This is a genomic window from Dyella flagellata, assembly GCF_030160275.1.
Classification (GTDB): Bacteria; Pseudomonadota; Gammaproteobacteria; order Xanthomonadales; family Rhodanobacteraceae; genus Dyella_B; species Dyella_B flagellata.
Window position 1 is genome coordinate 12,546 of sequence record NZ_BSOA01000031.1, and the last position, 15,159, is coordinate 27,704.

Annotated in this window: 11 protein-coding genes; 8 read left to right on the forward strand and 3 right to left on the reverse strand. The window is 63.4% G+C overall.

Features of this window, described 5'->3' with window-relative positions; all coding sequences use genetic code 11:
- Window positions 1-11: 11 nt before the first annotated feature.
- A complete protein-coding gene (locus QQJ96_RS14175; protein ID WP_284332667.1) occupies window positions 12-1,289 on the reverse strand; it encodes a peptidase MATCAP family protein in 1,278 nt (425 codons plus the stop codon).
- Window positions 1,286-2,347, reverse strand: coding sequence for a ribosome small subunit-dependent GTPase A (gene rsgA, locus QQJ96_RS14180; protein WP_284332668.1), 1,062 nt, complete (start codon window positions 2,345-2,347; stop codon window positions 1,286-1,288). The genes QQJ96_RS14175 and rsgA overlap by 4 nt, the downstream gene beginning before the upstream one ends.
- A gap of 182 nt (window positions 2,348-2,529) precedes the next feature.
- Between rsgA and QQJ96_RS14185 the strand changes: the two genes are divergently transcribed.
- From QQJ96_RS14185 to QQJ96_RS14200, 4 genes are all read left to right on the forward strand, one after another.
- The gene (locus QQJ96_RS14185; RefSeq protein ID WP_284332669.1) at window positions 2,530-3,777 is read left to right on the forward strand and encodes an aminotransferase class I/II-fold pyridoxal phosphate-dependent enzyme; all 1,248 of its coding nucleotides are present in this window, start codon (window positions 2,530-2,532) and stop codon (window positions 3,775-3,777) included.
- A gap of 2 nt (window positions 3,778-3,779) precedes the next feature.
- Window positions 3,780-4,385, forward strand: a complete 606-nt coding sequence (locus QQJ96_RS14190; protein WP_284332670.1) for an SGNH/GDSL hydrolase family protein — start codon at window positions 3,780-3,782, stop codon at window positions 4,383-4,385.
- A gap of 243 nt (window positions 4,386-4,628) precedes the next feature.
- Window positions 4,629-7,502, forward strand: a complete 2,874-nt coding sequence (locus QQJ96_RS14195) for a TonB-dependent receptor domain-containing protein (RefSeq protein ID WP_284332671.1) — start codon at window positions 4,629-4,631, stop codon at window positions 7,500-7,502.
- Window positions 7,503-7,649: 147 nt separating this feature from the next.
- Window positions 7,650-9,488 carry a tetratricopeptide repeat-containing sulfotransferase family protein gene (locus QQJ96_RS14200; RefSeq protein WP_284332672.1) on the forward strand — a complete coding sequence of 613 codons (1,839 nt, stop codon included), beginning with the start codon at window positions 7,650-7,652 and terminating at the stop codon, window positions 9,486-9,488.
- Between the two features lie 60 nt (window positions 9,489-9,548).
- On the opposite strand, the gene QQJ96_RS14205 is transcribed toward QQJ96_RS14200, so the two are convergent.
- Window positions 9,549-10,754 carry an aspartyl/asparaginyl beta-hydroxylase domain-containing protein gene (locus QQJ96_RS14205; RefSeq protein WP_284332673.1) on the reverse strand — a complete coding sequence of 402 codons (1,206 nt, stop codon included), beginning with the start codon at window positions 10,752-10,754 and terminating at the stop codon, window positions 9,549-9,551.
- Window positions 10,755-10,895: 141 nt separating this feature from the next.
- Between QQJ96_RS14205 and QQJ96_RS14210 the strand changes: the two genes are divergently transcribed.
- The 4 genes from QQJ96_RS14210 to QQJ96_RS14225 all read left to right on the forward strand — a co-directional run bounded on the left by QQJ96_RS14210 (window position 10,896) and on the right by QQJ96_RS14225 (window position 15,025).
- A complete protein-coding gene (locus tag QQJ96_RS14210) occupies window positions 10,896-11,756 on the forward strand; it encodes a UDP-2,3-diacylglucosamine diphosphatase (RefSeq protein WP_284332674.1) in 861 nt (286 codons plus the stop codon).
- A gap of 192 nt (window positions 11,757-11,948) precedes the next feature.
- On the forward strand, window positions 11,949-12,875 hold the full coding sequence (grxD, locus tag QQJ96_RS14215) for a Grx4 family monothiol glutaredoxin (protein ID WP_284332675.1): 927 nt from the start codon (window positions 11,949-11,951) through the stop codon (window positions 12,873-12,875).
- Window positions 12,876-12,975: 100 nt separating this feature from the next.
- On the forward strand, window positions 12,976-13,674 hold the full coding sequence (locus QQJ96_RS14220; RefSeq protein ID WP_284332676.1) for a response regulator transcription factor: 699 nt from the start codon (window positions 12,976-12,978) through the stop codon (window positions 13,672-13,674).
- Window positions 13,667-15,025, forward strand: a complete 1,359-nt coding sequence (locus tag QQJ96_RS14225) for a sensor histidine kinase (protein WP_284332677.1) — start codon at window positions 13,667-13,669, stop codon at window positions 15,023-15,025. The genes QQJ96_RS14220 and QQJ96_RS14225 overlap by 8 nt, the downstream gene beginning before the upstream one ends.
- Window positions 15,026-15,159 lie beyond the last annotated feature (134 nt).

Here is a 15,159-nt window from a genome sequence, read left to right on the forward strand (position 1 = left end):
GTCATCCCAGCCTACATGCCGGACGACAACGCGCCGGCCTCAACCTTCGACATCCGCACGCGATTGATGAACAGCGAAAACGCCAGCTTGCCGGCCAAGCCATGCACGTGTTGCATCCACGGCGGCAGCCAGCGTGGTACGGCGATCGCACCGGACTGAAAATACGGCTCCAGGCTCATCACGTCGCCAAGCGTCAGTTTGCCGGCGAAGAGGTAGCGCAACAGATCCATGCGGCGTTCCTTCAGCGCCCAGCGAAAGAACGTATGCACATCCATCAAACCGGACAGATATACGTTGTCCTTCGCAAACGCGAAACCGCCGGTGAGCGGTACGCCACGGAACACGCGCTGGGCGGAATGAAAACTGTCCGCCACGCTCTGCCCGCAGCGATTGAAGTAGCGGTAGACCTCGACGAAGTCCGCGCCGTTGAGCGCCATGTCGAGCGCGAGGATGCGCAGGCTGATGCGCTTGAGCCGTGCGATGTCGATCGCGCCGGACATCAGCTCGGCGAACACCGCCAGTCCTTCTTGCGTGGCGGTAACGCGGGGTGACGTGCGTGCCAGCGAGGCCAGCACCGGTTGCTCACGACCGTTCAAGGCCGTCAATGAGTGCACGAAGGCTTCGTGATTGAGCAGCTGATGGCGGTCGTATTGGCTGAAGCGCGTGCCGCCGCGCAGGCGGATGCGTGTGGCGCCGGCCGCCGCCTTGGCGGTGAGATCGTTGTCCACCTCGACCGCGATCACGCCCTGGCCGAAGAATTCGTCCAGTACCTTGGACAGGTCCTTGCGCAACAGCTCGGAGGAGATGTTGGTGACGATGTCGTCGTCGGCCATGTCGGCGCCGAGTTCGTCGGACAGTTCCACGAAATAGTGCGCGGCGTCGAGATTGCTGTAGTGGCTGCCCGGGATCGCATCGCCGGGGCGGCCATACAGCTGGATGGACGGTGCGGTAACGCCCTCGGTGCCCACCGCCTCAAGCATTTCGGCGGCGATGCGCCAGGATTCGGCCGTACGGCGCAGGTACTCACGGATCGGATCGCCATCGCCGGCATCCTTTTCGATGGCGGCAAGTTCCTTGCGTACTTCGGAATGATCCGGCTTGCGATAGCTTATTTCCGGCAAGGCGTACTGCCCTTTGCCGTAGGCCTCGATCATGCGGTCTTCCAGCGAGGCCGGCCAGCTCACCGTCGACAGGATATTGATGCCCTTCACCGCGGCCAGCAGCCGCTTGTCGAGTTCGGCGTAGGCCTCCAGTCCGGCCGGCACGGTTTTTTCGGCAGATGCGCTCACCAACCCTCTCTTTCGCGCGAGCCACGCGGACCATGCGGCTTGGCCGCCGGCCGCCCGCCACGCTGGCGGCGCAGGCGTGATTCAAGCAGGTTGGCCTGTTCTTCGCGCTCGTCACGCAACTTCAAATAATTACGCCAGCGCTCGGGCGTCAGCTCGCCATCATGCAAGGCTTGCTGGACCGCGCAGCCCGGTTCGCTGCCATGACCGCAATCGGCGAAACGGCAGTTTTCGGCCAGCGTTTCGACATCCGCGAACAGATCCAGGTTTTCCTCCCCGGTGAGCTTCAGTTCGCGCATGCCGGGGGTGTCAATCAGGCAGCCGCCACTGGGCAGTTGCAGCAGGGCTCTATAAGTAGTGGTGTGTCGCCCCCGGCTGTCGTGGCTGCGCACGGCGCCGGTGGCCATGTGCTGGCTGCCCAGCAAGGTGTTGGTGAGGGTGGATTTGCCGGCACCGGAGGAGCCCACCAGTACCGCGCTGTCGCCTGGCTTGAAGTAGCCGGCCAACACGGCCGCACTGGCCGGGTCCTTGCCATTGACGGCATGGATCGGCGTACCCGCCGGCAGGCGGGCCTGCAGCTCCACGATCCGGCTTTCCGCCGACTCGCCCAGATCCGGCTTGCTCATCACCACCACCGGCTGCGCGCCCGAACCTTCCACCAGCGACAGGTAGCGCTCGATGCGGGCAGGATTGAAATCCCCGTCCAGGCCGGTCAGCACCAGCACATAGTCGATGTTGGTGGCGATCACCTGCCGTTCGTAACGCTCCCCGGCTGCGGCGCGCGACAGCACGGTGCGCCGTGGCTGCACGATAAGTATGTGCGGCGGCTTGCCCGGCTCGATTTCCACGAAATCGCCCACCGCCGGGCGCTCGGCCGGGTCCAGCCCGCGCTTCAGGAAATGCCCGGCCGGCTGGGCACTGAAGACCTGCTCGCCATCGTGCAGTTCATAGCCGGCGCGATGCTGCGCCACGACGCGGGCCAGCCGCCGCCCTGCGCCCGGCAGGTCCTGGCCCCGCCAGCCGATGTGGCGAAGCTGTTGGATGGTCTGCGCGTCGGTCATGGGAGGGATTATGCCCATCTTCGAGGGATTGAGGATTGTGAACAGCAGAGCGCATAGAACGACGAGTCCCAAGTATCGTCCGTTTTTTGCCAGGCTTTGGCCCCACGGCGCCTCATCGCGCTGTTAGCATCGTGAAACCGGCGGCAAGCCGGCTTTCCCGTTCCGTCAAAGGATTTAGACCGTTGTCCCCGATCAAGCCCAGCGCGCACCTGGCCGAAGTGCGCTATGAGATTCGCGGCGCCCTGACCCGTCGCGCGCGTGACCTGGAAGCGGCGGGCACGCCGATCATCAAGCTCAATATCGGTAATCCGGCCCGCTACGGCTTTACGGTACCCACGCACCTGCGCGAAGCCATCGCCGCGCATCTGCATGAAAGCGAAGCCTACGGCCACGAACAAGGCCTGGAAGAAGCGCGCGAGGCGATCGCCGTGCAGCAACGTGCACGCGGCGCACAGCACGTGCAGGTGGAACGCATCTTCATCGGCAACGGCGTAAGCGAACTGATCGACCTGAGCCTGCGTGCCCTGTTGCAGCCGGGCGACGAAGTGCTGCTGCCGAGCCCGGATTATCCGCTGTGGAGCGCCGCCACCATCCTCAATGGTGGCGTGCCGCGCTACTACCGTTGCCTCGCCGAGAACCGGCATATGCCCGATCCGGAGGAAATGGAGGCGCTGATCACACCGCGCACGCGCGCGCTCGTGCTGGTCAATCCGAACAATCCCACCGGCGCGGTGTATCCGCGCGCCCTGCTGGAGGAGATCGTGGAAATCGCCGCGCGGCACCGGCTGTTGCTGCTGTGCGACGAGATCTACGACGAGATCCTCTACGACGGCACCCCGTTCCAACCGCTGGCCGAAGTGGCTGGTAACACGCCCTGCCTGAGCTTCGGCGGCTTGAGCAAGGTGCATCGCGCCTGCGGTTACCGTGTCGGCTGGCTGAGCCTTTCCGGCGATCCGGCGCGCACGCACGAATACCGCGATGCACTGCAACTGCTCGCCGCCCTGCGTCTGTGCGCGAACGTCACCGCACAGTGGGCAGTGATCCCGGCGCTGCAGGATGCCCCGACCATCAATGCCCTCACCGCTGCGGGTGGACGTCTCCATGCGGCACGCCAGGCCATCCTCGATGGCGTAGCCTCCAGCCGCTATTTGGACCTGGTGACGCCAGGCGGCGCGCTTTATGCCTTCCCGCGCGTGCGCAGCGATCGCATTGCCGACTTCAACGACAACGACTTCGCGCTACGCCTGCTGGAAGAGGAGTCCGTGCTGATCGTGCCCGGCACCAGCTTCAACGTGCCCAACAGCCGGCACATGCGTCTGACCCTGCTGCCGCAGCCTACGCAATTGCGCGAAGTATTCGTGCGTATGGAGCGTGTGCTGGAACGCATGGCCGCGCAGGAATCGCCGCGCGCTGCGTTGGCGGCCGGCTGATCATGGCGCTGCGCTACCTCGCCTTGGGCGACTCCTACACCATCGGCGAGGACGTACCTGCTCAGGCACGCTGGCCGATGCAGCTGGTGGAAAAGCTGCGCAAGCAGGCTGTTGCCATCGATGATCCCCAGATCATCGCGGTGACCGGCTGGACCACCGACGAGCTTTCCGCCGGCATGGACCAGGCAGTGCTTGCGCCGGAGTACGATCTGGTCACGCTGCTGATCGGCGTGAACAATCAATACCGTGGACGCACAGCGGAAGAATATCGCGAGCAATTGCGCACACTGCTGCTGCGCGCCATCACGCTGTCCGGTCGTCGCCCCGCGCGCGTACTGGTGGTTTCCATTCCCGATTGGGGCGTCACGCCATTCGGCTACGCCAGCGGACGCAACCTGCGACGGATCGCCACCGAACTGGACGGCTTCAATGCCATTGCACGCGATGAAGCCGAGCATGCCGGCGCTCATTTCGTGAACATCACCGGCATCTCGCGCGAGCATGCCGGACTGGTAGCCGCAGACGGCCTGCATCCCTCCGGCGCGCAATATGCGTTGTGGACGGATGCCATCGAAGCGATGGTCGCGAGCGCGTTGCAAGTCGCCTGAGACAGGCAAACCAGCAGCATGCCCTGCCACATGCAGGGCATGACTAAACGCATACATCGCCTCGAATACGCGCCAACCGGCTTTACTCGCCGTCAAATTCCTGAAACAGTGGCGTTGGGGGACGCTGGGCAATAACGGGCACGAAGGATGTCCGGGCGATGATGCGTCGCCGTGCTGGGTGGAACCTACGGACATAGAGTTATTGCACCAACGCTCCTACGGCCATCCATTCGGGGAGTCATCATGCAAGCTCACTACAATCGCTTGTCCATCGCGGTCCGTCTGGCCTTGTCAGTCGGTATCGCTTCGACAGCCGTCCTCGCCCATGCGCAGGATGCTGGGTCGCAGCAAAGCAACTCATCCCAACCGAACTCCGGCGATCAATCGCAGAAGGCAAAGACCAAGACACTGGCTGCCGTGACAGTTACCGGCTCTTTGATCCGCCGCGTCGACACCGAAACAGCAAGCCCCGTGGTGACGCTGGATCGCACCGCACTCACCGCCAACGGCAACCCCGTGCTGGGCAACGTACTGCAGCAGCTGCCCAGCGTTTCGGGTATTGCCACCAACCCGGCCAACAACAGCAATGGCGGCGGCGGCGCCAGCCCGACACTCGAAGGCGGCGATGGCGCCTCGCGCGTATCGCTGCGCGGAATGGGGGCCAACCGCACCTTGGTGCTGGTGGATGGCCAGCGCCTGGCCAACGCGGATCTCAATATGATTCCGCAGAACATGATCCAGAGCGTGGATGTGCTGGCCGAAGGCGCCTCCACCGCCTACGGCTCGGATGCGGTCGGTGGCGTGGTGAACCTGCATCTGCGCAAGGACTTCAAGGGCGCGGAATTCACCCTCAATGACGGCATTTCCAGCCACGGCGACAGCCAGCGGCGCGGCTTCAACTTCACCACCGGGGCCAGTGGCGAAAAAGGCAACATCGTGGCGGGCATCGACTGGAACAAGTACAGCCCGACCCTGGCCCCACGGCGCGGCTTTTCCGCGCGAGCGCTGTATCTGTCCAGCGGCGCCGTCGTGCCGCAAGGCTCCGGCACGATTCCGACCGGACGCATCCTGGTCCCGGCCGCGCTTACGCCGGGCGGCTGCAAGGTGAACGCACAAGGCAACGCCTATGTGACCCTGGCGAACGGCAACGGCAGCAGCCTCAGCAATTACCGTTGCTATGGCGGCCCCAGCGACACTTTCAACTACAACGCCTACAACTACATCCAGACCGAACAGAAACGCGCAAACTTCTTCGTGCTCGGCAACTACAACATCACGCCGAACCTCACCGCGTTCATCAATGTGTTCTACAACCGCACCAACTCGTCCGGCCAGGACGCCCCCGCGCCCACCAGCACCAACGACGGCTGGTATGTAGCGGCCAACAATCCGATCAACCCGTTTGGCGTCACGTTCGGCGCGCCTCCTGGCTTCGCCGGCACCAGCTACGTCATGAGCGAGCGCCTCACTGGCCTTGGCACGCGCCTGCACACCTTTGACACCGACAATGTGCAAGTCAACACCGGCCTGCGTGGCCACTTCGGCCAGAGCAGCTGGCTGTGGGATGCCAGCCTCAACTATGGCTACTCCAACCGCAAGCAGTCCGACTACAACGAAGTGAACATCGCCGATTTGCAGGCGGTGATCAACGGCGGCGGCAACATCTTCAACCAGGCCGACCCTACCGTGTCGGCGCAGCTGAGGAAGGGCGTTGACACGCCCATCTACACCCTCACCAACACGATGAAGCAGGTGCAGTTCAACGCATCCGGCGAGCTATGGGACCTGCCTGCCGGCGCCATGCAGCTATCGGTAGGCGCGCTGTATCGCTGGAACTCCATGAACTACACGGTGACGCCGGACGCCATTCTCATTCCGGGCACCACCACCTGCGCCGTGCTGTCCGAAGCCTGCGGCTCGCCCGGCCGCGGCAGCATCGCGGTGAAGGAGCTATACGCCGAAACGCTGATACCGCTACTGTCGGAGCAACCCGGCGCCTATGCCTTGAACCTGGACCTGGGCATCCGCGCTTCCGACTACAGCACCTCAGGGACCACCACCAACAAGAAGATCGCGCTGGAATATCGGCCGATCGCCGATCTGTTGATACGCGCCACGGCCACGCAGGTGTTCCGTGCCCCCAATCTCAACGAGCTGGACGACGGTCTCACCATTGGCGGGCCCACCATCAACGATCCCTGCATTGGACTCAATGCAGCGACATTGGCTGCTCACACTGCAGCCTGCCAATTCGTACCACCACAATGGGCGGGCAACCCCATTCCGCAAGTCACCGCCTACACCTCAGGCGGCAAACCGGCGGGCGTGAATCTGAAACCCGAGCACGGCAATTCCCTTGACGTGGGCCTGGTGTATTCGCCTAGCTGGCTGGAGGGTTTCTCCACCACCATCGACGCGTGGCGCATCAACCTGCACGACCTGCTGACTCCGCTGGCTGCGCAGACCGTACTCGATGCCTGCTTCAACAACAACAGCAGCCCGTACTGCAATTTCATCCACCGCTACCCCAACAGCAACGCACTGGCCGGCGCGATCAATTACGTGAGCACGCCAGTCGTGAACCTGGGCAACCTGAGCACCAGCGGCGTGGACTTCAGCACCAGCTATTCCATTCCGCATTTCGACCTGGGCAGCTTCGACCCAGGCAACTTCAAAGTGGGCCTCAACACCACCTATACCAACTCGTTCTACAACGACGCCACGCCGGGCCAGCCGGGGGCGAAGACGCGCGACTTTGCAGGCACGTACACACAACAGTTCGGCAGTATCGCCCGCTGGCGCGGGACGCTGACGCTCAACTGGTCGATGGGCAACTGGAGCGCGCAATGGCAGACGCGCTACATCCACCACATGACCGACATCAACGCCGACATCAACACCGGCGCGAGCGCACCGTTGGCCTCGATCCTGTACCACTCGGCACAGATCGCCTATAACGTGCCGGCGATCAAGACGCGCTTCGAGTTCGGCGTGGACAACATCACCGACAAGGCGCCGCCGCTGATCTACCAGAACGGCCCGAACTACAACGTCGATACGGCGACCTATGACGTGCTGGGCCGCTATTACTGGGCACGGGCCACGGTGAAGTTCTAAAACCGCGATCTGCTCCCTCCCCTGCGTGGCAGGGGAGGGAGTACGTAGACTGGGATGGCAATCCCAGCATCGACATGCTGCGTGGAAAGCTGGGATTATCATCCCAGCCTACGGGAGTGAGCAGCGCACGAAGTGGAGCCACCTGGCGTGCATTCTTCGCAATCCAAGCAAGCCGACCTGCTTGACGCCTTCAACCAGGGCGACATGGCGCGTGTGCTCAGCCTAAGCGAAACGCATTCCAGCGACGACGAAACCTGCCTGCTGCTACGTGCCCTGGCGCTTCGCGCCAGCAACCGTCTTCACGAAGCTCTGCCGCTGCTCACCCGGCTGACGCAACTGCAGCCTCACACCTTCGAGTACTGGAACAACCTGGGCCTGGCCGCCCGCGAGGCAGGCGACATGGAAACTGCTGCGCAATCCTTGCAGCGCGCGCTTGCGCTCGCTCCGCAACACGCCGACGTGCACTACAACCTCGGCCTGCTCCATCTGCAACAAAAGAACTGGCTGGCCGCACGCGACTCGCTGCTGGAGGCGGTGCGACTTGAGCCCAACTTCGTGGAAGCGCGCCTGCAAGCCGCGCATGCCTGTCACGTCTGCGGCGACAATACCGGCGAGGAGGCGATGCTCGAAAATGCCGCCAATTGGCCGCCGCAGCCGGTGGAGCAGGCACTGACCCTGGCAGGCATGCTATCCACGCTAGGCCGGCCAGATGTAGCCCTACGCGCGCTTGAACAAGCTCAGTTGCCGCAGGATGACACGGCTTGCCTGATGCGTCAGCGCATAACGGCGCTGCGTGCTGCGCTATACGAACGTGCCAACCGGCTCGATCTGGCACAAGCCGAACTCACGCAATTGCCGCTGGACGAGCTGCCCGCAGAGCATGCCCAGCTTTCCTGTGCCGCATGGCTAGCGCATGCCGCCGTCGCCACGCGACATGGCGATACCCAACGCGCCGCCGAACTCTACGAGCGCGCCCTGACGGCAAGCGATGATGCCGAAGTCCTCGCCCAGGCCGCCTTCGGGCTGGCGAGCGCGCGTGACAAGCAGGCGCGTCATCACGCTGCATGGCAAGCCTTGCGGCACGCGCATGAAACCCAGCTCTCCATCGCGCGCACCATCGTGCCCGAGCTGATGGCCGAGAACAGCCAGCCATTGAAGATGGCCGATCTTTGCGTGAGCCGCGTCGAGCACGACCGATGGGCACCACTGAAATCACCCCGCAGCGAACAAAGCCCGGTCTTCGTGCTCGGTTTTCCGCGCTCGGGTACCACCCTGCTGGAACAGATGCTGGATGCCCATCCGGATTTCTGTGCGATGGACGAACGCGCCTTCCTCCACGAACTGACCGAGCGCATGGGCCTGGCCGGCCAGGCCTATCCGGCCGCCCTGGCCGATCTCACCAACGTGGAAGCCGACCAACTGCGTACCGTCTATGCCGACTTGGTGCGCAAGGTGGTGCCTGATCTGGGTACGCGCCGCCTGGTCGACAAGAATCCGCTCAACATGCTGTGCCTGCCGATGATCATGCGGCTGTTTCCCGAAGCACGCATCATCCTGTGCCTGCGCCATCCCTGCGACGTGCTGATGAGTTGCTACATGCAATCGTTCCGCTCCCCCGCTTTCATGGTGTTGTGCAGTTCACTGCAGCGGCTGGCGCACGGTTACGTGCGAGCGTTCGAACACTGGTTCAGCCAGGCGGAGGTTTTTGCGCCGCGTGTGCTGGAGTGGCGTTACGAATCAGTAGTGAACCGGTTCGACGAACAGGTTCTGCGGCTGGGGCATTATCTCCAGCTAGACGATCCCGCCCCGCTGGCGCGCTACGCCGAACATGCGCGCAACAAGACCTACATCAGCACACCCAGCTACGCAGAGGTGACGCAGGGCATCCACTCGCGTGCCGTGCACAGATGGCACGCCTATCGCGAACAGTTCGAACTGGTGTTGCCGATACTGCGGCCCATGATGGAACGGCTTGGCTATACGTAGGCTGGGATGACAATCCCAGCATCGGGATGCGGCGTGGAAAGCTGGGATTGTCATCCCAGCCTACGCACTTGCCGCGTTGAAATCCCCGATCGCGCCGATCAACTCGGTCACCGCCGCGCACTCGGCCTCGGTGAGATCCGGATTCCAGCTATCGAGAATCAGCACTACGCGCGTGAGTTCGCTGCGGTTCCAGGCTTCGTGTTCGAACGTATCGTCGAAAGTGACGCAGCGACCTTCCCGCCAGACATGCGTTTGGCCACCCACGCGCAGGGCGCAGTCGGGTGGCACGATCAGTGGCAGATGGGTCACCAGGCGCACGTTGGTCACACCCGTATGCGGAAGGATATGCGTGCCCGGGCTCAACACGGAGAACAGCGTTTCCGGTGCGTGGTTGCGGATGCGGGTCAGCGGCAAGCTGTCCAGCAACGCTGAAGTGCGCGGGCAAACTGCAGCGTTTGCGCCATAACGCTCGCCATGCCGGTAAAAAAAATAGGCGTCCCAGGCGGCCGGCCGAGGTCCTGACGAACTCAGCATCGCCTGTTGCGACTGCCCGGGCGGCGGCGGGCCAAGAAAAGCTTCCAGGGTTTGCTGCTGCGCGAGCACACCGCGCAGTTCCTCGCGTATTTCGTCCGTGGCCGCTTCCAACGCGTCGTGCCACGGGAAGCGTTCGCGCGGATAGTAAGGCTGGCTGGGGATGCCGGGAAAATAAAGAAACTTGGGCCGCTGGCGCGGATCGGGAGTCTGAATGGAGCGCTCGCCCAGATAGACCTCCAGGCAATGCTCCACCCGCCGCATCTCGGCCACGCCATGGCGCTGCTGCAAGGGCTCCAGCACTCGGTGGAACCAGGCCAGCCGTCCAGCATCGACGTAACGCATGGCGTGCTTCACCGCCTCGCGCAGGCCCGGCGCCGTGGTTTCATCGCTAAGCCAGCGTCCCCCTTGTTGTGCCGTGCGCAAGGCTCCGAAATAGGCGGTCAAAGCATCGTGCGGCTGGCCCAGCCGTTCCAGCGCCAGCCCCAACCGCAACCGCTCCACGAACAGCTCCGGTGCCTGGTCCAGGGCCTGTCGCAGCATCAGGGCGGCGACTGAAAAATCTCCCGCCAGCAGGTATGCGGCGCCAAGCACCTGCAAGGCTTCCAGATCGCCGGGCGCCTCCTCCAGCACACGCTGAAACAGCCGCCCGGCCTGCTGCAGATCACCTTGCCCCAGGCAGACATGCGCGGCCTGGCGCCATTGGGCGAGCTGTGTTTCGGCAGATGTGCTCATCGTCCCTCCCGACTGGCGTTATCGCACACCGCCGCTCCCGGAAAAAAGAGTCGCGGCAATCTCTTTGCAACCATTTCGCCATCGCACGGTGACGTTCCAGCGCCAGACTATGCTCCCGGGAACCAACCGGGGAGTGACGCCATGGCCACCCTTCATTGCCGCAGCGCCTTCATTTCCGACGTCCATCTGGGCACCCCAGACTGCAAGGCGGCCTATCTGCTGGATTTCCTGCGGAGCCTGAAGTGCGAGCAGCTGTACCTGGTGGGCGACATCATCGACCTGGAGTCCTTGAGCCGCCGCCGCTGGTGGCATCCGGACCACGGCACCGTGATCGCCGAGGTGCTGGATATGGCACGCCGTGGCGTCGAGGTCATCTACATCCCCGGCAACCACGATTGCGCGCTGCGCGGCCTGGTGGGTCAGTCGATCTGCGGCGTGCGCATCGAACTGAATGCGATCCATGTCGGCGCCGATGGCCGCCGCTATCGTGTCAGCCACGGCGACGAATACGATCCGGAGCAGATCGGCCGTAGCTGGATGCTGCATCTGGGCGAGGCGATGCACCGCTTCGTGTGCTGGGGCAACCGCCGCATCAATGCCTGGCGCCGCCGCATGGCAATGCCGTACCTGCCGCTGTCGATCATCGTGAAATCGCATATCGGCAAGGCGCTGGCGTATATCCGCGCCTATGAGGAACGCGTCGCCGCCGGTGCGCGCGAGCACAACGTGGACGGCCATATCTGCGGCCACATCCATTACGGCCAGGTGCGTACCATCGACGGGGTGGTCTACCTTAATGATGGCGATTGGGTGGAACACTGCACCGCGCTGATCGAAGATGAACAGGGTGCGATGGAGCTGATCCACTGGAGCGAGCAGCCGACCGCGCTGGGGCATGCCAGCCGCGAGCTGGTGCAGCCCTCGCCCATGGCCGCGCTGGCGCTGGCGCCGCTGGCCCGGCGCAAGAAACACGAGCTGGAAGAGCTGCAGCCCGCCGCATGAGGGGGAGGAGGCCCCCGACGCCGTCATTCCCGCGAACGCGGGAACCCATTTTGCTCCGGTGCAAAGGCGAAGATGGATTCCCGCTTCCGCGGGAATGACGGCTTCGTGATCGGCATGCCTTGATCCCTAGCGCGTCGCCAGCATATTGAGGGGCTACAATTAGCCCCTTCATTAAGCTGGAGCCCCTCCCTCATGTCCCTCGAAGCCGCCACCCGCGAACGAATCGAAAGCCTGCTGAAAGACCACCGCGTGGTGCTGTTCATGAAGGGCACCCGCTACCAGCCGATGTGCGGTTTCTCCGCCGCCGCCGCCAATACGCTCAACGAGCTGCTGCCGGAATACCACACGGTCAACGTGCTGGAAGATTCCGAGATCCGTGAAGGCATCAAGGCGTTCGGCAACTGGCCGACCATTCCGCAGCTGTACGTGGACGGCGAACTGGTCGGCGGCGCCGACATCATCCGCCAGATGTACGGCAGCGGCGAACTGCACCAGTTGTTCGGCGCCGCTGCGCCGGATCGCACACCGCCGGAAATCACCATCACCGACAAGGCCGCCGAGGCCATCCGCGCCGGTACGGCCAACGCGCAGGGCATGGCGCTGCATCTGGAAATCGGTCCGGACCACAGTGCCGGCTTCCAGCTTGCCCCCGCCGGCGACCACGACATCGTCGTCACCGCCAACGGCATCGAAGTGCATTTCGATCCGGCCAGCGCCCAGCGCGCCAAGGGCGTCGTGATCGACTGGGTCTCCACCATGCAGGGCGAAGGCCTGAGCCTGAAGTTTCCCGGCGCCGGCAACGGCATCCAGTCGATGAGTGTGCAGGAACTCAAAACCCGCCTCGCTGCCGGCAATATCACCCTGATCGATACGCGCCCCGCACAAGGCCGTGCCATCGCCGCACCGCTGTCGCAGGCGCGCATCCTGGAAGAGGAAGGCTACACCGCACTCGCCAACCTGCCCAAGGACACGCCGCTGGCCTTCATGTGCCACCACGGTGTTTCCAGCCGCGGCGTGGCGGAACGATTCTCCGCGCACGGTTTTACCCAGGTGTATAGCGTGGATGGCGGTATTGATGCGTGGGCGGCCGAGGTCGACACGAGCCTGCCGCGGTATTGATTCCACGCGCCGACTCATCACCACAGATACGGGGCTTCGGCCCCGTATTTTTTTGCCTGAGATAGGCTAGTGGGCATACCGAACCTGCCTTGGTCCCTGTATGCGCTGCCTGCTGATCGAAGACGACGCCCAAACCGCTCGCTTCATTCACGATGGCCTGCTTCGCGCGGGCCACGAAGTGACACTCTGCGGCGATGGCGCCAGCGGATTGCAGCAAGCCGGCAACCATGCCTGGGACGTGCTCGTACTTGACCGCATGCTGCCCGGGGGTATCGACGGCCTTACGCTGCTGGCTACGCTGCGCGCACGGAACGACTCCACTCCAGTGCTTGTGCTCAGCGCGCTGGCCAGCCTCGACGAGCGCGTGCGGGGCCTGCGCGAGGGTTGCGATGATTACCTCACCAAGCCCTTCGCCCTGGAGGAACTGCTCGCACGCGTCGACGCGCTCGGCCGGCGCGCTTCACTAACCGGCGATCCGAAAGTGTTCAACGTGGCCGACCTAATGGTGGATACGCGCACGCGCCGTGCCTATCGTGCGGGCAGACCTATTGTCCTGCAGCCGCGCGAGTACCAGTTGCTGGAATACCTGGTGCGCCACCAGGGCGAGGTGGTTACGCGCAAGATGCTGCTTACGGCAGTATGGGGTTATCACTTCGATCCGGAGACGAATGTCATTGACGTGCAGATGAGCCGCCTGCGCAACAAGGTGGATCGCGACTTTCCATGCACACTGATCCAAACCGTGCGCGGTGTGGGCTATATGGTCCAATCGACCAACAGCGAAGCCACCCATGACTAGTCTTCGCCACTCGATCGTTTTCCGTCTCGCGGCGGGTTACGGCCTGCTGTTCCTGCTCTCGATCGGGATCATCTCCACCGTATTCTATGTCGGCACCGCCGGTATGCTGGCGCGTAGTACCGACCGCCAGATAGTTGCTATCGCCCACCAACTGGAACAGGTTCACGAACGCAACGGAACCGACGCGCTGCAGCAAGCCGTCCACACGCTGCTGACCGACGACAAGGATGTGGAGACCGAGGTATACCTGCTGCTCGATGCGCACGGCAGCAAACTGATCGGCAATCTCACCGCATGGCCGACGCTGCTTTACGCAAACGACACGCTGACGAAAAGCCAAGTGCAGCGTCTTGGACGCAACTCGACCAGCCGCCTACTGGTGCATCGCTTTGATGACGGCAGCCTATTGGTGGTGGGGCGCGACCTGTTGGAACAGCACCAGCTCGAACGGATGATCCTCAGTGCATTGGCGCTCGGCGGTGCAATCGGCCTGCTGCTCGCTATGGCGGGTGCAGCGCTATTTCGCACGCAATTGCAGGCGCGCCTGGCCTCGATCCAGGAAACCACGCATGACGTATCGGGCGGCAACCTGAGCCGGCGCATCGCCACCGATCACGCCAAGGACGAACTTGCCAGCATCGCGCGTGACATCAACCGCATGCTGGATGACATTCAACGCCTGATGGATATCGCACGCAATGTTTCCAACACCATCGCGCATGACTTGCGCACGCCGCTGGGACGAATTCGCAGTGCGCTGGAAGAGACTCTACAGTCGCCCTGCGAATTGCAGCGATGGCAGCACACCGCGCACTACGCTATCGATGAAATCGATACGCTGATCGGCGTGTTCGAGAAGTTGCTGCAAATTGCCGAAGCGGAATCCGGCGTGCGGCGGCAACGCTTCGAACGATTGCCGCTACGTGCCGTGATGGACGACTTGCTGGAGCTTTACCAGCCGGCGGCTGAAGCGCAAGGCATGCGCTTGGGCCTGGACATTGACGGCGCCCCTGAGGTGCTCGCGGATCGGGACCTGATCGCCAACGTGCTGGCCAATCTGCTGGACAATACGCTCAAGTATGCCGGCAGCGGCGCGCGCATCCACCTCTGTGTCTGGCAGGACGAGCACTTCGTCCACATCGTCGTGCAGGACAACGGCCCAGGCATGCCTCCCGACGCCCTGCCCCGCGCTACCGAACGCTTTTTCCGCGTGGACGACAGCCGCAGCCAGCGCGGCAACGGCCTGGGGCTATCCATCGTCGCGGCGGTGGTGTCGCTGCACCGGGGGGAGTTGAAGCTGGAAGATGCACGGCCCGGTTTGAAGGTAAGTATTGTTTTGCCGAAGGCGTGAGTGGGTAGTGGGTAGCAATCCCAGCTTTCCGGGCGAGAGGGTCCCAGCCGGCGATCAACCTTTCCAAATCGTAACTGTTCCCCGCCTCTACCCGCCGCTATGGTCCCAGGACGCAAGCCTTCCCGAGATCGTTT